Source organism: Pantoea sp. EKM103V (assembly GCF_011800365.1).
GTDB classification, from domain to species: domain Bacteria; phylum Pseudomonadota; class Gammaproteobacteria; order Enterobacterales; family Enterobacteriaceae; genus Pantoea; species Pantoea anthophila.
On the sequence record NZ_JAALFQ010000001.1, the window covers coordinates 571,912 to 591,288 of the forward strand.

Below are 19,377 nucleotides of genomic sequence, written 5' to 3' on the forward strand. Positions count from 1 at the left end.
TCTGTCAGTTGCTGCGGGCAAAACCGAGCAGGCTCAGCAGGCTGACAAAGATGTTATAGAGTGAAACATAGAGGCTGACCGTGGCCCGGATATAGTTTGTTTCTCCGCCGTGGATGATATTGCTGGTTTCCCACAAAATCGCGCCGGCTGAAAACAGAATGAACAGGGCGCTGATAGCCAGATGCAGAGCAGGTAACTGCAGGAAGAGATTGGCCACTACCGCGACCAGCAGCACCACAAAGCCTGCCATCATCATTCCGCCAAGGAAGGACATATCACGGCGGGTCGTCAGCACATACGCGGAACAGCAGAAGAAGACCAGCGCCGTTCCACCCAGCGCCAGTGCGATTACATCCCCCATCCCTGCGGTCAGGAAAGAGCTCAGGATCGGACCCAGGCAGTAACCCAGGAAGCCGGTGAAGGCAAAGGCGGCCAGGATGCCCATCGGGCTGTTAGCCAGACGGTAGGTTAAAAACATCAGACCATAGAAGCCGACCAGCATCAGGATCAGACCGGGAGCGGGTAACGCCAGCAGGGTGCTGGCCGTGGCCGTCACGGCTGAGAAAGCCAGGGTTAATCCCAGCAGAAAATAGGTATTGCGCAGAACTTTGTGCGTTGAGAGCAGTGAGGACTGCGATGAGGTGACAATTCTTTCCATGTTGCGCTCCTTTAAGCAGAACACTAAATATGAGCCGAGAATACGCAGGCCATTAAAGAGGGAAAAGCCGTTTTACCCTTCTTTACGCGCTAATCTGCTAATTGTTTGAGCAGAGTGGTGATTTTGACAGCGAAAAAACAGGAAATGGCTGTTTTTCATGCGAACAGTCAGATACAGGCTTTACATCGATAATCGGGATGTTTATAGTGCGCGTCATTGCGGAGGGGTGGCCGAGCGGCTTAAGGCAGCGGTCTTGAAAACCGCCGATGGGAAACCATCCGAGAGTTCGAATCTCTCCTCCTCCGCCACTTTATCTGCCTCGGGCAATAAAGTGGCAAAATGTCAGCTGATTATTTTGCCAATGCAGTACTGTTTCAAAACGGAGGGGTGGCCGAGTGGCTTAAGGCAGCGGTCTTGAAAACCGCCGATGGGAAACCATCCGAGAGTTCGAATCTCTCCTCCTCCGCCAGATTTTACAGGCCAGCACTCAGTGCTGGCCTGTTTCGTTTCTGCATTCCTCTGTTCTTCTGCCATGCCGAAAAGGCGCACTGAGCCGCATCCGGCTTTGCATTCATCTCTCTTTATCCTCTCTGCTATAGTCTACTCACCGTTTTTGCAAACATCTGGCGCTTTTCTGAGGCGAGCTGAGTTACACTAGGGATTACGTCGCTCTGAGGCGAGCTAATCGGTTGATAGCCAGAGTGTTTCTTTACTGAATGAATGGAATAGGCACAATGATCAAGAAACTGAGTCTTTGCGCATTGTCAGTGCTCGCAGCATTGCCGGTCGGAACCGTCGCGCTGGCGGCTGAAGGTGATATGCAGCTGCAGCAGGTCCTGATGCTAAGCCGTCACAATCTGCGTGCGCCGCTGGCCGATAACGGCAGCGTGCTGGAGCAGTCCACTAAAAAAAGCTGGCCGCAGTGGGACGTTCCTGGCGGTCAGCTGACCACCAAAGGTGGCGTGCTGGAAATCTACATGGGTAACTATACCCGTCAGTGGCTGGCCCAGCAGGGGCTGGCGAAGAACGGCAGCTGTCCTGACAGCCATAATGTCTTTGTCTATGCCAACAGCCTGCAGCGTACCGTTGCGACCGCCCAGTTCTTTGTCAATGGCGCCTTCCCGGGCTGTGACATCGCGGTCACGCATCAGGATGCGATGGGCACCATGGATCCTATCTTTAATCCGGTCATCACGGATGGCAGCGAAGCCTTCAACAAGAAAGCGCTGGCCGCGATGGCTGCCGAAAATGAAAAACTCTCGCTGAAGCCTGCTTTCCAGCGTCTTGAGAAGATTGTTGACTATAAATCTTCGCCTGCCTGTAACAATAAAAAGCAGTGCGATCTGAGCAGCGGTCAGAACACCTTCAGCGCGGAAAATGGCAAAGAGCCGAATGTCAGTGGCCCGCTGAAAGTGGGTAACTCGCTGATGGATGCGTTCACCCTGCAATATTATGAAGGTTTCCCGCTGGAGCAGGTGGCGTGGGGACAGATCAAGACGCCTGAACAGTGGAAAGAGCTGTCGGCCATTAAAAATGGGTATCAGGACGCGCTGTTTACCAGTCCGGATATCTCGCGCGAAGTGGCGGCCCCGCTGGTGGATTACATCCGCAGTCAGCTGGTCGATCAGGATAAAGCCAGTGCACCAGCTATTACGCTGATGGTGGGGCACGATTCAAACATTGCCTCGCTGCTGAGCGCGTTGCAGGTGAAGCCGTATGAGCTGCCTGATACCTGGGAAAAAACGCCGATTGGCGGTCAGGTTGTCTTTGAACGCTGGCACGACGCAAAGAATGACAAAGACCTGCTCAAAGTCGAATATGTCTATCAGAGCGCCGATCAGCTGCGCAATGCGGACGTGCTGAGTCTGAAAAACCCGCCAAAACGTGTGACGCTGCAACTGGCGGGCTGCCCGACGGATGCTAACGGCTATTGCAGCTGGGATCAGTTCTCTCAGGCGCTGAACGCGGCGCTGCAGGGCACGCCAATGCAGCCAGCCGCTGCACCACAGCCAGCCGCCGCGACGCCGTCTGATGACGACAGTGCGAAAGCTGCTGCGACGCAGGATGCTGCCGCTGATAAAGCCGAAGCCGATAAGGCGACCGCAGACAAAGCGCAGTCGGATGCGGATAAGACTGCTGCAGATAAAGCCGCCGTCGACAAAGCCGCAGCGGAGAAGGCCAGAGCGGAGAAAGCTGCCGCCGATAAAGCCGCAGCAGAGAAGGCCCGAGCGGAGAAAGCTGCCGCTGACAAAGCCGCAGCGGAGAAGGCTAAAGCGGAAAAAGCTGCCGCTGATAAAGCGGCGGCTGAGAAGGCCAAAGCGGAGAACGCGGCTGCTGCCAAAGCGGATAACGCAGCGGCGAAATCAGCCAGTGACAACGCCCCGGCTGATAAGGCTGATACTGCAACACCGTCTGCCAGCGCGCAGAACGATAAAACAAAGTCAGCGGCTGAAGCGACACCGTAATTTCCCCATCCTGCTGACAATAAAAAACCCCGTCGAGACGGGGTTTTTTTATACCTGCGGCAGCCTATCCCGCCACAACAACCAGTTTCTGGTTAGCAAACTCTTTGATACCCAGATCGGAAAGTTCACGACCATAGCCGGAACGTTTCACGCCGCCGAAAGGCAGCTCTGCGGAGGTGTCGCTCTGCAAGTTGATAAACACCATGCCGGTTTCAATGGCAGAAGCGAGCCTGCGGCCACGGGCAATATCCCGCGTCCAGACGGAGCCGCCAAGACCATAGTGAGAGTCGTTGGCCAGCGCCACCGCGGCCTGGTCGTCTGCCACCACATAGACCTGTGCCACCGGGCCAAAGAACTCCTGATAGTAAGCCGGATTATCGGGTGTGATGCCGGTCAGAATCGTGGGCTGGTAATAGCAGCCCACGCCTTCAACGGCTTTACCGCCGGTCAGCAGTTTTGCGCCGCTGGCGACAGCTTCATCAACCTGTTTAACCAGACGGTCGCGCGCATCTGCCGAGGAAAGCGGACCCAGCGTGGTCTTCTCATCCAGCGGATCGCCCAGCTTCGCCGCGCTCAGCGCCGCGCTGAACTGGCTGATAAAGCGATCGGCAATTTTCTCATGCAGAATAAACCGTTTTGCCGCCGTACAGACCTGACCGCAGTTGCTCAGGCGCGCCTGCACACCCTGACGCACGGCTTCATCAAGATCGGCATCATCCAGCACGACAAAGACGTCGTTGCCGCCCAGCTCCAGCGTCGATTTCTTAAGGTGCTTACCGGCCTGTTCGGCCACGGCACTACCGGCACGCTCGGAACCGGTCAGGGCAACCCCCTGAACCCGATCGTCAGCAATCAGATCCGCGACCTGTTCCGTAGAGATAAACAGGTTCGTCCAGGCTCCTTCAGGCGCACCTGCTTCGCGAACCAGTTTTTCAAAGACATCGGCACAGTGCGGCACGATATTGGCATGTTTTGCCAGCACCGGGTTACCCAGCGCGAGGTTAGGCGCCAGCACGCGCATCAGCTGATAGTAGGGGAAGTTCCACGGCTCAACGGCCACCAGAACACCAATCGGGTGATACTCAACCCAGGCTTCGCCCAGCTCACTGGGGTAGGTGTGCGGCTGCAGGATGCGCTCAGCATTCTCAGCGTAGTAGCGGGCAATCTGCGAGCAGATTTTGACTTCGCCCCGGCTCTGACCAATCAGTTTACCCATCTCTTTACTGGCGATGGTAGCGAGTTCTTCCGCACGGCTATCAATCAGGTCAGCCAGCTTTTTCAGTACCTGCAGGCGCGGCTGAATATCCCCTTTGCTCCAGGAGGAGTGGAACAGCTGGTCAGCGACCTCCAGGGCATGGCTGACGGCGGCATCATCATGGGATGGCCAGCTCTTCAGCAACTGGTTGTTGGCGGGATTAATGCTTTGATAGGAAGACATAGCGTTCTCCTTGGTGAGCGAAAAAATTGAGGGCGGGAAGATCCCGCCCCTGAATCAGACGTTTTTACGTTCTACGGGTTTGTCATCCCAGGTCAGGAGATCTTTATCGGTTTTTTCAAAGGCGCGAATCAGTACATCGTCACTGCCCTGCTGACGCCAGATCTCTTCTGCCAGTCTCTCATCGTAATCAGCCACTTCGAAAATGGCCTCAGCAATTTCAGGGGAGGTATGACGCAGACTGGCCCATTCGCCAACGTGATGTGCTTTTGATTGTTCAGTAGACATACTTTTCTCCTTTGATTAAATCAGTCCTGCAGTTTAGTGGTCAGGCTGGCAACATGTTCGCCCTGAAAACGGGCGATGTTCAGCTCCGCTTCCGAGGGCTGACGGGAGCCATCCCCGCCTGCCAGGGTTGTCGCACCATAAGGTGTTCCGCCGCGCACCTGAGAGATATCAAACAACTCTTTGGTGCCATAGCCGATGGGCACGATCACCATGCCGTGATGCGCCAGGGTGGTCCAGACCGAGGTAATGGTCTGTTCCTGACCGCCGCCGGTGCCGGTTGAGGTGAAGACGCTGGCGACCTTGCCAAACAGGGCACCTGATGCCCACAGGCCGCCGGTGCGATCCCAGAAGGTGCGCATCTGACCGGACATGTTGCCGAAGCGAGTCGGGGTACCGACGATAATGGCGTCATACTGCGGCAGCACATCCGGCGTCGCCTCTGCCGCCAGCTGATCGGTTTTGCCGCCCACCTCCGCAAAGCGACTGGCCTCCATCGTTTCTGGCACCCGCAGGATATCCACTTCCGCGCCGGGAACCCGACGAGCGCCTTCAGCGACCGCGTTCGCCATCGTTTCGATATGTCCGTACATTGAGTAATAAAGCACCAGAATCTTAGCCATTGATCTCTCCAGGTGGTTTAGACGTCCAGAAAAAGTATAGAAGAGCTTTCGTTTTACGCAGGGGAGGGAAGGAATGGGCGGGTTTAGCTGTGTAATAATTCCGTAGCTAATCGATTGTAGGCCAGAGGAATGTTCGTTATTTACTCAAATCGGTGGTGAATAGTCTGTTGCTAAATGTGACTGTGCGGGGGATGAAAGCAGAATCTGGCTATTCTTTAACCATGGGTTGAATCCAGGCCCCGGGCCGTCAGCTCTCAACTTTCTCATTCTTATTTATCGCACTACGCGACAGGAGGACATCATGACAACACATCGTGGCGGTTCAGGTAATTTTGCTGAAAACCGTGAACGTGCCGCAGAGGCGGGACGTAAAGGGGGCAAAAACAGCGGCGGTAATTTTAAAAACGATCCGCAGCGTGCCGCGCGTGCCGGCGAGAAGGGCGGACGCAGCAGTCCGAAGAAAACGGACGCTTAACCCCCTGATAGCCGCCGGTAAGATCCGGCGGTTAACGTCGTTGCTTTTCCCCCTCGCTCTCCTCCACAATGTTGTCCGAATCTTTTATCAGGTGAATTATGTCGGACACTCTCCGCGGCTTATCCCTGCGCCTGACGCGGCAGGAGCTGGTGTTAATCTTTATAACTATGATCTGGGGCGGGACCTTTCTGGTGGTGCATCGGGCGATGCAGCACTCGGGACCGTTCTTTTTCGTCGGTCTGCGTTTTGCCACCGCCGCACTGCTGCTGGCGCTCTTTTTCCGGCGCTATCTCAAAGGAATAACCTGGCTGGAAGTGAAAGCCGGGACGCTGATTGGCCTGTCGATTGCCGGCGGTTACGGTCTGCAGACCTGGGGAATGCAGACCATCTCCAGCAGTCAGTCCGCGTTTCTCACTGCGCTCTACGTGCCGGTGGTGCCGCTGCTGCAATGGCTGTTTTTACGTCGTCCGCCGGGCATCATGTCGTGGCTGGGGATTCTGCTGGCCTTTACCGGTCTGCTGCTGGTGGCCGGGCCGCAGGATGGCCGTATCAGCCTGAATGCAGGGGAGATAGCCACCCTGTTCAGTACGCTGGCGATTGCCGCTGAGATTATCTTAATCAGCCGCTTTGCCAGTCGGGTCGATGTGCGTCGCGTGACGCTGATCCAGCTCGGGGTGGCGTCGCTGTGCGCCTTTGCGCTGATGATCCCCAATGGGGAGACGGTGCCCGTGATTTCCATGCCGCTGCTGTTCAGTGCGCTGGGACTGGGCGCCGCCAGCGCGCTGATTCAGGTCACGATGAACTGGGCGCAGCGCAGCGTGTCACCCACGCGTGCCACGGTTATTTACGCCGGTGAGCCGGTCTGGGCGGGCGTGGTCGGACGTATCGCCGGTGAGCGGCTGCCTGCACTGGCGCTGGTGGGTGGGGCCCTGATTGTCTGTGGCGTGATTGTCAGTGAACTACGGCTGAAACGAAAGAAAGCGGTGCAGCCTGCTGCCACACCGCTGGAGTAGTTAACCCTGCTGACGCGCCAGCTTATCCTGCTGCATGGCGCGGTTACGGCGCAGAATGGCATTGAGGATAATCGCCCCAAAGGTCGCCGTGCCGATGCCGCCCAGCGTGAATGAACCGATTTTAAGCGCAAAGTCACCTGCGCCAAGGACCAGCGTCGTCGCCACCATGATCAGGTTACTGTTCTGGCCTAAATCGACCTGATTCTGAACCCAGATGCGCGCGCCCGCTACCGCAATCAGTCCGAAGACCACAATCGAGGCACCGCCGATCACCGGCGCCGGAATGGTGTGGATCAGCGCACCGAACTTCGGCGAGAAACCGGCCAGGATCGCGATGACCGCCGCAGCAACAAATGCCAGCGTCGAGTAGACCTTGGTCACCGCCATCACCCCGATGTTTTCCGCATAGGTGGTCACCCCGCTGCCGCCGATTGAACCGGAGAGCATCGTGGCAAGACCATCGCCCACAAAGGCGCGTCCCATATACGGGTCGAGGTTGCGTCCGGTCATGCCCGCTACCGCTTTCAGGTGGCCGAGGTTCTCCGCCACCAGGATAATGGCGACGGGGGCGATTAATACCATCGCATGCAGATCAAAGGTCGGCGAGGTGGTATGCGGCAGACCAAACCACGCCGCCTGTGACAGCGCCGTAAAATCCACCGGCTTGCCCAGTCCCAGAACGTTAGTCAGCAGGGCATAGATCGCCCACGCCAGAATCAGCCCCACCAGAATCAGCAGGCGCTGAACCATTCCGCGGGTAAAGACGGCCACTAGGCCAATACATAACACGGTCATCACCGCGATCCAGCTGTCGAAGGCGGAGGCAGAGACGCTGTGCACCGCAATCGGTGCCAGATTCAGCCCGATAGCCATCACCACGGCTCCGGTCACCACGGGCGGCATCAGATTCTCAATCCAGCGGGTGCCGGATTTCATTACCACCACGCCTATCAGCGTATAGAGCAGGCCGCAGGCGATGACGCCACCCAGCGCCACACTGAGGTTAGGGTTCAGTCCCTGACCGCTGAAACCGGTCACCGCAATCACAACGCCCACAAACGCGGCGCTTGACCCGAGATAGCTGGGCACGCGACCGCCGGTAATAAAGAAGAACAGCAGGGTCCCTATCCCGGAGACCAGAATCGCCAGATTGGGATCCAGTCCCATCAGCAGCGGCATCAGCACCGTTGCGCCAAACATCGCCACCGCGTGCTGTAAACCCAGCACCAGCGTCTGCCCCGCAGGCAGTGTCTCATCCGGGGCGATAATACCGTTTTCTGTTAAAGCCGACTTCTTTTGCCATTGCGGAAACCAGGATCGTGCCATCGTCTACTCCAGAGCGTTATGAATGCCGGTGGGTTTCAGGGAAGGGTTATCAGGCTTCCTGCCGCATCAGGGGATGGTATCCCCGGTCAAACCAGGCCAGGCCGTGAGAATCGTCGTTGCGCACCACGGCCAGGACTTCACAGAACAGGGTGTCATGGGTGCCGACGCTGACAATCTGAGTGATCCGGCAGTCAAAGGAGGCGACCGCGCCGCTCAGCACCGGCGAGCCGGTAACGGCCGTCGACCACTCTGCAGCCACAAACCGCTCAGCCATCGGGGTTTTACCACCAAACAGCGTGGAGAGCGTTTCATGGCCCGCTGCCAGGGTGTTGACGCAGAGCTGCATGTTTTCGCGGAACACCGGATAAACCGAGGCCGAACGGTTCAGGCAGACCAGCAGTGTAGGGGGCGCATCCGTGACACTGCACACCGCAGAGGCGGTGAAGCCTGCGCGTCCGGCAGGACCTTCCGTGGTAATGATGTTGACCGCCGCGCCCAGGCGCGACATCGCATGACGAAAGGCCGTTTTGTCAACGGCAGGGGTAAGGGTATTCAGGCTCATAATCTTCTCCGCAAAAGCTTAGACGACGCGCTGCAGGGGCTGCACGTCATCAGTCTGATCCAGCCACTGCAGCAGCCGGGCATTAAAGGTTTCGGCGTCGGTGACGCTCATGGCGTGTCCGCCCCAGGCCATTCTCTGCTCCGTGGCGTTGGGCAGTGCGGCAGCCAGCACGGATGAGCAGCTCCACGGCACCAGCAGGTCATCTTCACTGGCGATCACCAGCACCGGTTGCGGGATCGCGGCTGCCCGGGCGCTGAAATCTGCGCTCATCAGGGCGTGCAGCCGGCGCATCAGGTTTTCCATGCCCTGAAAATGGGCGACATGATGACTGTCCTCCTGCTCAAGCCGCGTCTGATGCTGCGCCATCCATTCTGCCGGATAGAGAAACAGCGGCTGAGCACGGACAAAGGCCTCCACGCCGACGTTCAGCAGCAGATCCTGGCGCACCTGAAAGCAGCGGCGGGTATGGGGATGCAGCGACAGCCAGCCGTTAATGACCACGATCCGCTCGATTCGCTCCGGGTAATCCAGTGCCAGCTGCATCCCCAGCAGGCCACCCAGCGCATGACCAATCAGGCTGAAGCGCAGGATGCCGTGCTGCGCCAGCGCATCGGCCAGCTCCGCCGCCATCATCGCCATGCTGTAGCCCTCCGGCAGCGTGTCAGCGCTGCGTCCGGTGCCGCGCTGGTCATAACAGACCACCCGATAGCGTGTCGTCAGCGCTGCCAGCTGTGGCTGCCAGAAACCGGCTACGCCGCCCAGCCCGGAGGAGAGCACCAGCGTCGGTGCATCGGGATTTTGCAGGCCCAGAATATCCAGCTGCATCAGACCTCCGGCTTGCCAATGTGGGCCACGCTGGCGATCTCAATCAGCGCATCCGGTTTGACCAGCCCGCACTGAATACAGAATCGGGCGGGTTTATCGCCGGGAAAGTAGTCGGCGTAGACCTGGTTCACCGCACCATAGTTTGCCCAGTCGGTGATAAAAATAGAGTTGAAGGTGACATCCGCCATCGTGCCACCCGCGGTTTCAATCACCTTTTTAATGGTTTCCAGCACGTGGCGGGTCTGCGCGGCGGCATCCCCGACGTGCACCACATTGTTGTCAGCATCAAACGGCAGCGTGCCCGAAACATAGACCACGCCATCTGCCAGCGTGCCAGGGACAAACGGGGCGATGGGCGTCGTGGTGCCCGGTGGAACAATGATACTTTTTGGCATAGCGTCATCCTCAATGATCAGGGGGCTTTCAGGCTTTCGCAGAAGGTATCGACATCCGATACCCAGCCAAAAAAGGTTTCGATATTGAACAGCGCCGCCTGCTGGGCAAATGGCGGGCCTGCCTGGTAGGTTGCGTCTTCCAGCACCACGCCGAAGTACTCCAGAAAGAAGCCGTCGCGCAGCGTCGATTCCACACAGACGTTGGTGGCAATGCCGGTAAAGATCAGGTGACGAATGCCGCGACTGCGCAGCATGCTGTCGAGCGGCGTGTTATAGAAGCCGCTGTAGCGCGATTTGGGCAGCACAATGTCCCCGGGCTGCGGCACCAGTTCATCCACCAGTGCGTAATCCCAGCCGCCTTTGGAAAGCAGCGTGCCCTGCAGTTCAGGTCGTTTGCGCATGGTTTTCAGCGCATTTGATTTGTGGAAGTTGGGCGAGCCGGCATCACCGGCTTCAACATAGTCACTGTCCCAGCCGTTCTGGAACCAGATAATCTGCACGCCTGCGGCACGCGCCGCCGTCACTGCCTGATGAATCTTCGCTATCACCGGTTGCGTGGCGGAAACATCAAAGCCCGCCAGGTCAAGATAACCCCCTTCAGTGGCGTAGGCGTTCTGCATATCGACCACGATCAGCGCACTCTGAGCGGGGGGAAAAGCAATCGGCTCCGGCCGGGCTGGCAGTTCGACCTGAGTCACCTCAGGCGTGTGAGCGCAGTAAACGGTATTCATCATGCCACCTCCTTCCGGGCATCCAGCAGTGCGCTGCGACAGCGCATCAGCGGCTGGATGTGCTGTCCGAAGTTCTCGATCCCTTCCAGGAAATCATCAAAGGTCAGCAGCACGCCGTGGGTGCCTTCAACCTGAGCCACTTCATCCAGCATCCGCGCCACGCTGGCCCAGGAGCCGACCAGGGTACCCATGTTGATGTTAACGGCAGAGGTGGGGTCGGCCATCTGGCGCACGTTGGTGTCGCTGCCCGATTTGGTATCCTGCTGACTCTGGGTGGTCAGCCAGGAGAGCGCCTCTTCATCGGCACCGGCTTTGTAGTGTTCCCACTTCGTCCGCGCTTCCTCATCGGTTTCCGCGGCAATGATCATGAACAGGACGTAGGAGCCGACGTCGCGACCGGCTTTCTCCGCCGCCTGTTTCATGCGAATCGAGGTTGAGCTGAACGCGGCAGGGGTGTTTACCCCTTTGCCAAAGCAGAAGTTGTAATCGGCATACTGTGCGGAGAAGGCCATACCGGCGTCGCTCTGACCGGCGCAGATGACCTTCATCGGGCGCTGCGGCTGCGGACTGACGCGACAGTCGTTCATGGTGAAGAATTCACCTTTAAAGTCCGATTTTCCGGTGCCCCACAGGTCGCGCAGCACGGTAACGTATTCGGTCAGATAGGCGTAGCGGCTGCTGAAGTACTCATCGCCTGGCCACATGCCCATCTGTTCATATTCCGGTTTCTGCCAGCCGGTGACCAGGTTGACGCCGAAACGACCGCCAGAGATGGAGTCAATGGTGGACGCCATGCGCGCCACAATGGCGGGTGGTAGCGTCAGGGTGGCGGCAGTGGCATAAATTTCAATACGTGAGGTGACGGCCGCCAGACCAGCCATCAGGGTGAATGACTCCAGGTTATGATCCCAGAATTCTGTTTTTCCGCCGAAGCCGCGCAGTTTGATCATCGAAAGCGCAAAGTCGAAATGGTAATGCTCTGCTTTCAGTACGATTGCCTTGTTGAGTTCGAAGGTTGGCATGTACTGCGGTGCATTGGAGGAGATCAGCCAGCCATTGTTACCAATCGGAATAAAGACGCCTATCTTCATGTGAAACCTCGTTGCGATGGGGGAAAGGTGTTTCACGCGCGGCACTGCATCCTGCCTCATCCCTGTGGGCTGCGCTCAGTCACAATTCTGCAAACCCTGTGCCACAATTTTTAATTGTTTATATAACAATGGGTTAAAATGAAGAGCAAAAATAAAAGTGGAGTGGATGGTCCATTTCAGACCGTTTGGTCAAAATTCGCTGCACGTTTTCCATGCAGGCTGAGCAAAAAAGGTGCAGCACGCTGGTTAGGCAGCCAGAGATCCCTTTGCTATGATGCGATGACACCTGACGGATGAGGTAAGGCAGTGAAAACCGATGAAAAAAAGCCAACGCGTCGTTCACGCGCGGTGGCGGCAAAGCGAGCGGCGATACTGGATGCGGCGCTGACCCTGTTCTCGCAGTTTGGTATTCATGGCACCAGCCTCGATAAGGTGGCCGAGCTGGCAGACGTTTCCAAAACCAATCTGCTCTACTATTTCCCCTCGAAAGAGGCGCTCTATGTGGCGGTGCTGAAACAGATTCTGGATGTCTGGCTGGCGCCGCTGCGCGCGCTGGCACACGATCAGGATCCGCTGATGGCCATCCGGCGCTATATCCGGCTGAAGCTGGAGGTGTCGCGCGATCATCCTCAGGCCTCCCGGCTGTTCTGCCTGGAGATGCTGCAGGGCGCACCGCTGCTGAAAGGGGAGCTGGCGGGCGACCTCAAGCAACTGGTGGATGATAAGGCGGCGATAATTGAGCGCTGGATTGATGAAGGGCGTCTGGCTGGCGTCCAGCCGCAGCATCTGATCTTTATGCTCTGGGCCACTACGCAGCACTATGCCGATTTCGCCACGCAGGTGGAGGCGGTGACCGGACAGACCCTCAGCGACGCCGCGTTCTTTGAGCAGACTGTTGAGAACGTTCAGCGCATGATCATTGAAGGCATCCGCGTACGCTGATTCCGCGCAGATTCACGGTTCGGTAACGGAGTTAATCTATGGATTCTGTTTCGCAGTGGGTACTGGGCGCCTCCGTCAGCGTCGCGGTGATGGGGCGTCGGGTTCCGATCTGGCAGGCGGCACTGGTTGGGGGTGTCTGCGGCACCCTGCCCGACCTGGATGTCTTTATCGATCATGGTGATGCAATACGCAACATGACGCTGCATCGCACCGAAAGTCATGCGCTGCTCTGGCTCACGCTGATCTCCCCGCTGGTTGCCTGGCTGGTGGCGGGGCTGTGTCGTCAACGGGTGGCATGGCGGGCGTGGTGGCCTGCCATCTGGCTGGCACTGATCACGCACCCGCTGCTCGACCTGATGACGGTGTATGGCACCCAGCTTGGCCTGCCGCTCACTGACTTTCCCTATGCGATTGGCAGCATCTACATTATCGATCCCCTCTATACGCTACCGCTGCTGGTGGGGCTGGCTGTGGCGCTCTGGCGTGGCGGCGAACGGGGACTGCGCGGCAACTGGCTGGGATTAACGCTGAGCTCGCTTTATCTGGTCTGGAGCGTGGTGATTCAGGGCATGGCAGGCTGGCAGATCCGGCAGTCGCTGACCGGGCAGGGGATTCCGACCGATAAGGTACTGGTGACGCCAACGGCGTTCAATACGCTGGTCTGGCGCAGCGTGATCCTGACCGGCGACCGCTATGGCGAAGCTTACTGGTCGTTACTGTCGCCTTCGCGTCCGCTACAGGTGACGTGGTATCCGCGTCATCCCGAACTTTACAAAGGGTTTCGTGGCAGCTGGTATGCAGAACGCGTCGCCTGGTTCAGCCACGGTTTTTATGCCCTGCGTGAGCAGGATGGGCAGACGACGATAGCTGACCTGCGTATGGGCGAAGGGGAAAACTATACCTTTACCTTTGGTCTCGGCACGCCTCAGCAGCCCGATCCCCGGCCGCAGCGCTTACCTTCTGAACGGCCGTCGTTGTCCGCCAGCTTTTCTGCGCTGGGCGAACGCCTGTAAAAAAGCCCGGTCATCCGACCGGGCTTCCTCTCTGACAGGCAGAATTAGCGACTGCGTGAGCCGCGATGACGCAGCCACCAGCCCACCCCCAGCAGGGCGAACCAGAGTGGCGTCACCATCAGCGCCTGACGCGTATCATCCTGCAGGGTCAGCAGCACCAGCACAAAGGCAAAGAAGGCCATGCAGACCCAGCACATCAGCTTGCCCAGCGGCATCTTAAAGCCGGATTCCGCATGACGCTGCGGATGCTTTTTGCGATAGGCCAGATAGCTGCACAGGATAATGGTCCAGACAAACATAAACAGAATCGCCGAGACGGTGGTTACCAGGGTGAAGACCGTCATCACATCCGGGATGAGGTAGATTAACGCCACGCCCGCCAGCAGGCAGAAGCAGGAGAAAAACAGACCGGTGGTCGGGACGGCGCGGGCTGAGAGACGGCCAAAGGCGCGGCTGGCAACCCCCTGCTGTGACAGACCATAGAGCATCCGGCTGGTGGAGAAGATGCCGCTGTTCGCAGAGGAGGCAGCTGAGGTCAGCACCACAAAGTTGACGATACTCGCGGCAGCGGGCAGGCCAATCAGGACAAACATCTCAACAAACGGGCTGCGATCGGCCATCACCTGGGTCCATGGCGTCACCGCCATAATGACCATCAGCGCCAGCACATAAAACATAATGACCCGCAGCGGGATGGCATTAATCGCGCGTGGCAGGACTTTATGCGGATCGTGAGTCTCTGCCGCCGCCGTGCCAACCAGTTCAATCCCGACAAAGGCGAACACCGCAATCTGGAATCCGGCAAAGAAGCCGCTGAGCCCTTTCGGGAACAGTCCGCCATGATCCCAGATGTTGCTCAGTGCCGCCGTACCGCCGCCCGGAGAGGGGTAGTGGATGGAGACCAGCACAATGCCCGTCACGATCAGCGCGACAATGGCGACGATTTTAATAATTGCAAACCAGAACTCCATCTCGCCGAACAGCTTGACGGTCGCAATGTTAAGCGCCAGAAAGACCACCACGCAGAGCAGGGCGCTCATCCAGATCGAGAAGCCCGGAAACCAGAGCTGGAAATAGGCGCTGATGGCCACCACGTCAGCGATGCCGGTGACCACCCAACAGAACCAGTAGGTCCAGCCGGTAAAGTAGCCTGCCCAGGGGCCGAGCAGATCCGCGGCAAAGTCGCTGAACGATTTATACTCCAGATTGGAGAGCAGCAGTTCTCCCATCGCGCGCATGACAAAGAACAGCATAAAGCCGATGATCATATAGACGAAAATGATCGAGGGGCCGGCCAGGCTGATGGTTTTACCTGAGCCCATAAACAGGCCGGTTCCGATCGCGCCGCCGATGGCGATCAGCTGAATGTGTCGGTTGTGCAGGTTGCGCCGTAGCTTGTCGGGGCCTTCCTGCGTCAAGGGGGCATCTTTAGATTGATCGACCATAGAATACTCTTTCCTGTCTTGATGTTGTGTCAGCTCTGCTGGCTGATAATGAATAGCCTTACCCGAAGGGCTGGTCGGCATAAGATAGAGGAAGTCACCCCAAAGCCGGTAACAGTTTTTTACCTGATGTGACACCGGCCATGGTCAGCCAGAGCAATCGTTGCGCATTCTGGTTAATCCTGCGTCAGCCAGGGTAAGGATTCATCACGTTATGTCAGTTGCACAGCGCAGCGTGAATCTGGCTTCTACACTTTTTGTTTGCTAATCATCATGCTGCGAGAGGGGTTATGCGCACGCTTATCCTGTTTTTGCTGTTAATCGCGCTGGGCTGGATGAGTCTGCCATGGCTGAAGCAGCATCTGCCACCGCAGTTTAATCCCTTTACCCCGCTCGCCGTTACCGATCCTCCGGGCTGGATGACGCAGCTTAAGATGAAACGGCTGGCCAGCGATCCTGACGCCTGCCTCGCCGTGATGCGCCGCGCTCAGCAGGCCGGGTGGGTGACGTTCAGCGAACGACCGGCAGTGACGGGCAACTGTCCCCTCAGCGACCCGCTGCGCATTCAGCGATTTGGTCCGGTGAGCCTCAGCAGCAGCTTTCTGGCGAGCTGTCCGATGGCGGTTGCCAGTACGATGTATGCCCTGCGCAGTCGCCAACAGACCGCCAGGGATATGCAGAGTCCACTGGTACGGATTACGCATGTTGGCAGCTACGCCTGCCGTAACATTTATCATCGCGCGCAGGGGCGATTGAGTGAACATGCCACCGCCGATGCCTGGGATGTGACCGGCTTCCAGCTGGCAGATGGTCAGCGGCTTGAGGTCAGTCGTCACTGGCAGCAGCCCGGGCAAAAAGCGGCCATGCTGCATACCTTGTGGCGGGGGGGATGTGAGGTGTTTGGCAATGCGCTGGGCCCGGATTACAACACGGCACACGCTTCACATTTTCATCTGGGGATGCGGGGCGCGGGCTATTGCCGGTAAATCATCAGTCAGGACTAATACCATCTTTGATTAATAATTGATCAGCTATCTGTAAAAATTCAGTCCAGTTATCTGCTGGAATCTGGCATCAGCCGGAAATCATTCATTCGCTGACAGAACAACATTAAGGCATTTGATTTTAGTGCCATCTATTTAAAGAGTAAAACTGTCCGTCGAATAAATGCGCTGTTCCCTTTTTTCTCTTCTCTCATCAAATTCTCGTCACTGAGCGGCAGAATGAAAATATTTCACCATGCAGACAGCCGAATTAAGTGAAATGAGAAGGGAAAATTAACAAATGCGCTGGGGCGTTATCTCTGTTTTTTTACAGGCAGGATTATTTTTCAGATAGTTTAACCCGGTGACTACCTTTAATGTCATTCTGCTGACTAAACTACGATAAAGGGCGAGCCTGCTATTGAAGCAGCCGCTTCGCTTTTAACGGGATCGAAATCAGGCTGAAGAGATAAGTGAGGCTTATCAGGAAGCGGTTTTTGCCTGACCTTTTCTTTTGCAGGCTGTCAGGATGATAAACAGCAAAAAGCCGCCGGATGGCAGAAGAAAAATAGAGGGTGGTCAGGGGCCACGGGTTAACTTAAGCAACAGAACCGGCGCAGGTCTGCAGAAAAACGCAGCACAACATTTGCGCTCCTGAGCCCGCAGCGGTAGGCCAGCGAGCCTCTCCGCCTGCCTCGCCGCGTTTCCCGGCGGCTGGATGATCCGGCAGCCAGCTGCATGCCGGAGAGGTTTAAAAACGGAGATCTTATTTCCTGATGAGAAATATGTTGGCGGTTCTTGGGGAGGCAGCGTTAATCGAATTGAATTAACGTCTTGTTTACTCATTATTTACTCAATAAGCAGTAGCGCTATTTATTATTTCCGCTTCATTTGCAAATTTGCGATAAAGTGTCACCAGGTGACAGGCATTGAAATCCTATAAGAAAAATCTTATTCTTAGGGTGTGATTGAAAATGGCGTGACCAACCTCACATTGCCCGGGCAGGGACACGTTTTCACTCCGCCATGACGATGAAAGGTAAAAGGCGCTTCATCAGGCAACGGATTCATCTCTGACGATATATTCATTTTTTCTGAAAAATTTAAACTCTCTGATGAGTCTGATTGAATAGCATCGGAAGGGCGGGTGAAAATAATGCTGAGGCAATATGAGTAGTGAAAATTATTTCGCCTGGCGAAGCAGTGTGAAAGAACAATTTCAGGCATTAACGACCTCATCTGAATTGAAGGCGTTATTGCAACATTTTACGGAATCATTAGGCTTCGATTATTTTGCTTTTTTGATTCAGCACCCGGTGCCATTTACCCGACCGCGCATTCATTTATACAGCACCTATCCCACATTATGGGTTAAGCGCTATGAGAAGCAGAATTATTACGCGGTAGACCCGGTGCTCAGCTTGTGTCAGCGACCAGGGAGGGGGATGGCATGGACGGAGGCGCAGTTTGCTGACGCAGGCAACCTGTGGCGGGAGTCGCGGGAATATGGGCTTCAGAGCGGTTTTTCTTGCTCTGCAATGGCACCAAATCGCGTCATTGGTATATTATCTATATCGTCCCAACAGCCCATTTCTGTCCAGCTCTGCCATGCTGAGCTGGAGGTGAAACTCCACCTTTTAGCGGAACTAAGCCTGGATACGCTGGAACGCTTTAGCGATGATGCGATGATGGTACTGAAAAATGCGTTAAGTCAGCGCGAGCTGGAAATTCTGAAATGGACAGCCGAAGGAAAAACGGCGGTCGAGATTTCACTTATTTTATCCATCTCTGAACATACCGTTAACTTTCATCAAAAAAATATGCAAAAGCGTTTCAATGTTTCCAATAAAACGCAGATTGCCTGTTATGCAGCCGCAATCGGACTGATTTGAACATCAACAACTGCCACCTTTGGCAGTTTCTTTGTACGGGTCAGTTGTCTACCCTGCGCCGGAACTTTGCCAGGCTGGCGCAAAAAATCATTGCAACATGGGGATGTCAGAGGCGCATGATGAAAATAGTGCAAACGCAGTTAAAGGATATGCCATCCTCTTTGCTCGCTGAACTGGGCAGCTACCGTTACAGCGTCTTTGCGCGCGGCGAAGGGTGGTCTATTCCGCCGCGCCTGAGCACGCCAGGACAGGAGTATGATCGCTACGATCGTTCAGATGTGACCTGGCTGATCGCATGGAATGCCCGTGCAGGGATCTGCGGCTGTGCCCGCCTGATGCCCTGGTTTGAGCCTGAGCAGAGTGAAGGCATCGTGCTGCCCTTCAGCCATGAGAAAGTCTGGGAAATGTCGCGCTTCTCTGCACGCCTGGATGTGGATGCTGAACTGCCGCTGAACATACTCTGGCACGCGGTACAGCTGGCGGAACTGCACGGCATGGAGTACATCATCAGTTCGGCAACGCCAATGCTGGAGAAGATGTTTGAGCAGCATCAGGTGGTCTATGAGCCGCTCACACCCGGCCTGATTCTGTCAGAAGATAATCTGTTTGCGATCCGTATTCCGGTGACTCAGCCTGCGCTGGCAGAGAAGTATCGGGGCACCCGACGCTTCAGCCCGGAAGAGGTGCTGCCGACGCTGGGTGTGTCGGTCAACTGGCAGTCGCATAATTAGGTCAATTGCCCCCGCGGCTGGGGGCAACACAACACGCTTACTGACGGTAGGCGGTTTTAATCTGCTTGATGGTATTGCTGAACACTTCCGCCTGCGGTTTGTCGCCCAGCGTCTGTACATAGCGTTCCATGTTAATAATCACTTTTCCCGCATCAGCCTGACCCATCCCTTTCAGAATCAGGGTGATCATCATCTTCAGCCCCGCGATTTCATCCGCTAATTTCCGGGCTTCCTGGGAAGTTGCAAAATCTTCATCGCTCATGAGTTTCTCCTTGGTGAATGACAATGTGTCGGCAATCTGTCCGTACAGCAGTGCGTGAGTATACCACAGGGGAGGTAAGTTGCTGATGGTGCCGGTCCGCTTTGCCTTTAAAGGCTGTTTCGTCCAGCACAACTAATCAATCGCTGAAAGTAATCACACGATTGACTGGCCCGGAGCGGACAGCAATGCGTTGTAGACAGGATTACCGAACGCGGTTGTTAATCTTCT

General features: G+C 56.4%; 20 protein-coding genes and 2 tRNA genes. 10 read left to right on the plus strand and 12 right to left on the minus strand.

Going from position 1 to position 19,377, the window contains the following annotated elements; all coding sequences use genetic code 11:
* Positions 1-4: 4 nt before the first annotated feature.
* A complete protein-coding gene (yccA, locus tag HFD97_RS02785; RefSeq protein WP_009091017.1) occupies positions 5-658 on the minus strand; it encodes an FtsH protease modulator YccA in 654 nt (217 codons plus the stop codon).
* Positions 659-878: 220 nt separating this feature from the next.
* Between yccA and HFD97_RS02790 the strand changes: the two genes are divergently transcribed.
* The 3 genes from HFD97_RS02790 (at position 879) to agp (ending at position 3,123) form a co-directional block, all read left to right on the plus strand.
* Positions 879-966 (plus strand) — tRNA-Ser (locus HFD97_RS02790).
* Between the two features lie 73 nt (positions 967-1,039).
* Positions 1,040-1,127, plus strand: a tRNA-Ser gene (locus HFD97_RS02795).
* A gap of 265 nt (positions 1,128-1,392) precedes the next feature.
* On the plus strand, positions 1,393-3,123 hold the full coding sequence (gene agp / locus HFD97_RS02800) for a bifunctional glucose-1-phosphatase/inositol phosphatase (RefSeq protein WP_150029705.1): 1,731 nt from the start codon (positions 1,393-1,395) through the stop codon (positions 3,121-3,123).
* A 64-nt stretch (positions 3,124-3,187) separates the two neighbouring features.
* Here agp and HFD97_RS02805 read toward each other — a convergent pair whose 3' ends face one another.
* The 3 genes from HFD97_RS02805 to wrbA are packed head-to-tail and all read right to left on the minus strand — an operon-like array spanning position 3,188 to position 5,466.
* On the minus strand, positions 3,188-4,561 hold the full coding sequence (locus HFD97_RS02805; protein ID WP_167431031.1) for an NAD-dependent succinate-semialdehyde dehydrogenase: 1,374 nt from the start codon (positions 4,559-4,561) through the stop codon (positions 3,188-3,190).
* A 54-nt stretch (positions 4,562-4,615) separates the two neighbouring features.
* Positions 4,616-4,846, minus strand: coding sequence for a YccJ family protein (locus HFD97_RS02810; RefSeq protein ID WP_009091011.1), 231 nt, complete (start codon positions 4,844-4,846; stop codon positions 4,616-4,618).
* A 20-nt stretch (positions 4,847-4,866) separates the two neighbouring features.
* A complete protein-coding gene (wrbA, locus tag HFD97_RS02815) occupies positions 4,867-5,466 on the minus strand; it encodes an NAD(P)H:quinone oxidoreductase (protein ID WP_167431030.1) in 600 nt (199 codons plus the stop codon).
* A 301-nt stretch (positions 5,467-5,767) separates the two neighbouring features.
* Between wrbA and HFD97_RS02820 the strand changes: the two genes are divergently transcribed.
* On the plus strand, positions 5,768-5,941 hold the full coding sequence (locus HFD97_RS02820) for a general stress protein (RefSeq protein ID WP_009091008.1): 174 nt from the start codon (positions 5,768-5,770) through the stop codon (positions 5,939-5,941).
* A gap of 98 nt (positions 5,942-6,039) precedes the next feature.
* Complete coding sequence (locus HFD97_RS02825; protein WP_167431029.1) at positions 6,040-6,954, plus strand: DMT family transporter; 915 nt, start codon at positions 6,040-6,042, stop codon at positions 6,952-6,954.
* Here the strand turns inward: HFD97_RS02825 and rutG are convergent, their stop codons facing one another.
* From rutG to rutA, 6 genes are read right to left on the minus strand one after another with little or no spacing between them, the layout of a single operon-like run.
* The gene (gene rutG, locus HFD97_RS02830; RefSeq protein WP_058958004.1) at positions 6,955-8,280 is read right to left on the minus strand and encodes a pyrimidine utilization transport protein G; all 1,326 of its coding nucleotides are present in this window, start codon (positions 8,278-8,280) and stop codon (positions 6,955-6,957) included.
* A 49-nt stretch (positions 8,281-8,329) separates the two neighbouring features.
* Positions 8,330-8,842, minus strand: a complete 513-nt coding sequence (gene rutF / locus HFD97_RS02835; protein WP_167431028.1) for an NADH-dependent FMN reductase RutF — start codon at positions 8,840-8,842, stop codon at positions 8,330-8,332.
* Between the two features lie 18 nt (positions 8,843-8,860).
* The gene (gene rutD / locus HFD97_RS02840) at positions 8,861-9,667 is read right to left on the minus strand and encodes a pyrimidine utilization protein D (RefSeq protein WP_167431027.1); all 807 of its coding nucleotides are present in this window, start codon (positions 9,665-9,667) and stop codon (positions 8,861-8,863) included.
* Positions 9,667-10,062, minus strand: coding sequence for a pyrimidine utilization protein C (gene rutC, locus HFD97_RS02845; RefSeq protein ID WP_009090999.1), 396 nt, complete (start codon positions 10,060-10,062; stop codon positions 9,667-9,669). Before rutC ends, rutD begins: the two co-directional genes overlap by 1 nt.
* A gap of 17 nt (positions 10,063-10,079) precedes the next feature.
* Positions 10,080-10,793 carry a pyrimidine utilization protein B gene (gene rutB / locus HFD97_RS02850; protein WP_167431229.1) on the minus strand — a complete coding sequence of 238 codons (714 nt, stop codon included), beginning with the start codon at positions 10,791-10,793 and terminating at the stop codon, positions 10,080-10,082.
* Positions 10,793-11,884: a pyrimidine utilization protein A gene (gene rutA / locus HFD97_RS02855; RefSeq protein ID WP_167431026.1), complete on the minus strand. Its 1,092-nt coding sequence runs from the start codon at positions 11,882-11,884 to the stop codon at positions 10,793-10,795. Before rutA ends, rutB begins: the two co-directional genes overlap by 1 nt.
* A gap of 306 nt (positions 11,885-12,190) precedes the next feature.
* Here rutA and rutR point away from each other — a divergent pair, with 306 nt between their 5' ends.
* Positions 12,191-12,826 (plus strand): HTH-type transcriptional regulator RutR, encoded by a 636-nt coding sequence (gene rutR / locus HFD97_RS02860; protein WP_009090993.1) that lies wholly within the window; start codon positions 12,191-12,193, stop codon positions 12,824-12,826.
* Positions 12,827-12,864: 38 nt separating this feature from the next.
* Complete coding sequence (locus HFD97_RS02865) at positions 12,865-13,839, plus strand: metal-dependent hydrolase (protein ID WP_167431025.1); 975 nt, start codon at positions 12,865-12,867, stop codon at positions 13,837-13,839.
* Positions 13,840-13,883: 44 nt separating this feature from the next.
* Here HFD97_RS02865 and cycA read toward each other — a convergent pair whose 3' ends face one another.
* A complete protein-coding gene (gene cycA, locus HFD97_RS02870; protein ID WP_046101562.1) occupies positions 13,884-15,284 on the minus strand; it encodes a D-serine/D-alanine/glycine transporter in 1,401 nt (466 codons plus the stop codon).
* 287 nt (positions 15,285-15,571) lie between these two features.
* Here cycA and HFD97_RS02875 point away from each other — a divergent pair, with 287 nt between their 5' ends.
* From HFD97_RS02875 to HFD97_RS02885, 3 genes are all read left to right on the plus strand, one after another.
* Positions 15,572-16,267: an extensin family protein gene (locus HFD97_RS02875; RefSeq protein ID WP_154927877.1), complete on the plus strand. Its 696-nt coding sequence runs from the start codon at positions 15,572-15,574 to the stop codon at positions 16,265-16,267.
* Between the two features lie 1,166 nt (positions 16,268-17,433).
* Positions 17,434-18,156: a transcriptional regulator SdiA gene (gene sdiA, locus HFD97_RS02880; protein WP_009090985.1), complete on the plus strand. Its 723-nt coding sequence runs from the start codon at positions 17,434-17,436 to the stop codon at positions 18,154-18,156.
* Positions 18,157-18,275: 119 nt separating this feature from the next.
* A complete protein-coding gene (locus HFD97_RS02885; RefSeq protein WP_033736343.1) occupies positions 18,276-18,887 on the plus strand; it encodes an acyl-homoserine-lactone synthase in 612 nt (203 codons plus the stop codon).
* A gap of 37 nt (positions 18,888-18,924) precedes the next feature.
* Here the strand turns inward: HFD97_RS02885 and HFD97_RS02890 are convergent, their stop codons facing one another.
* Entirely contained in the window at positions 18,925-19,149 is a 225-nt protein-coding gene (locus tag HFD97_RS02890; protein WP_003849983.1) for a DUF2594 family protein, read from the minus strand.
* Positions 19,150-19,377: the final 228 nt, after the last annotated feature.

What these genes read in the sequence shown, in the direction of transcription:
- HFD97_RS02865 (WP_167431025.1), top strand. Translation starts at nt 12,865, where the DNA reads ATGGATTCTGTTTCGCAGTGGGTACTGGGCGCCTCCGTCAGCGTCGCG.
- yccA (WP_009091017.1), bottom strand. Translation starts at nt 658, where the DNA reads ATGGAAAGAATTGTCACCTCATCGCAGTCCTCACTGCTCTCAACGCAC.
- cycA (WP_046101562.1), bottom strand. Translation starts at nt 15,284, where the DNA reads ATGGTCGATCAATCTAAAGATGCCCCCTTGACGCAGGAAGGCCCCGAC.
- rutG (WP_058958004.1), bottom strand. Translation starts at nt 8,280, where the DNA reads ATGGCACGATCCTGGTTTCCGCAATGGCAAAAGAAGTCGGCTTTAACA.
- HFD97_RS02810 (WP_009091011.1), bottom strand. Translation starts at nt 4,846, where the DNA reads ATGTCTACTGAACAATCAAAAGCACATCACGTTGGCGAATGGGCCAGT.
- agp (WP_150029705.1), top strand. Translation starts at nt 1,393, where the DNA reads ATGATCAAGAAACTGAGTCTTTGCGCATTGTCAGTGCTCGCAGCATTG.
- HFD97_RS02890 (WP_003849983.1), bottom strand. Translation starts at nt 19,149, where the DNA reads ATGAGCGATGAAGATTTTGCAACTTCCCAGGAAGCCCGGAAATTAGCG.
- HFD97_RS02805 (WP_167431031.1), bottom strand. Translation starts at nt 4,561, where the DNA reads ATGTCTTCCTATCAAAGCATTAATCCCGCCAACAACCAGTTGCTGAAG.
- HFD97_RS02875 (WP_154927877.1), top strand. Translation starts at nt 15,572, where the DNA reads ATGCGCACGCTTATCCTGTTTTTGCTGTTAATCGCGCTGGGCTGGATG.
- sdiA (WP_009090985.1), top strand. Translation starts at nt 17,434, where the DNA reads ATGAGTAGTGAAAATTATTTCGCCTGGCGAAGCAGTGTGAAAGAACAA.
- wrbA (WP_167431030.1), bottom strand. Translation starts at nt 5,466, where the DNA reads ATGGCTAAGATTCTGGTGCTTTATTACTCAATGTACGGACATATCGAA.
- rutF (WP_167431028.1), bottom strand. Translation starts at nt 8,842, where the DNA reads ATGAGCCTGAATACCCTTACCCCTGCCGTTGACAAAACGGCCTTTCGT.
- rutB (WP_167431229.1), bottom strand. Translation starts at nt 10,793, where the DNA reads ATGAATACCGTTTACTGCGCTCACACGCCTGAGGTGACTCAGGTCGAA.
- rutC (WP_009090999.1), bottom strand. Translation starts at nt 10,062, where the DNA reads ATGCCAAAAAGTATCATTGTTCCACCGGGCACCACGACGCCCATCGCC.
- rutD (WP_167431027.1), bottom strand. Translation starts at nt 9,667, where the DNA reads ATGCAGCTGGATATTCTGGGCCTGCAAAATCCCGATGCACCGACGCTG.
- HFD97_RS02825 (WP_167431029.1), top strand. Translation starts at nt 6,040, where the DNA reads ATGTCGGACACTCTCCGCGGCTTATCCCTGCGCCTGACGCGGCAGGAG.
- HFD97_RS02885 (WP_033736343.1), top strand. Translation starts at nt 18,276, where the DNA reads ATGAAAATAGTGCAAACGCAGTTAAAGGATATGCCATCCTCTTTGCTC.
- rutA (WP_167431026.1), bottom strand. Translation starts at nt 11,884, where the DNA reads ATGAAGATAGGCGTCTTTATTCCGATTGGTAACAATGGCTGGCTGATC.
- HFD97_RS02820 (WP_009091008.1), top strand. Translation starts at nt 5,768, where the DNA reads ATGACAACACATCGTGGCGGTTCAGGTAATTTTGCTGAAAACCGTGAA.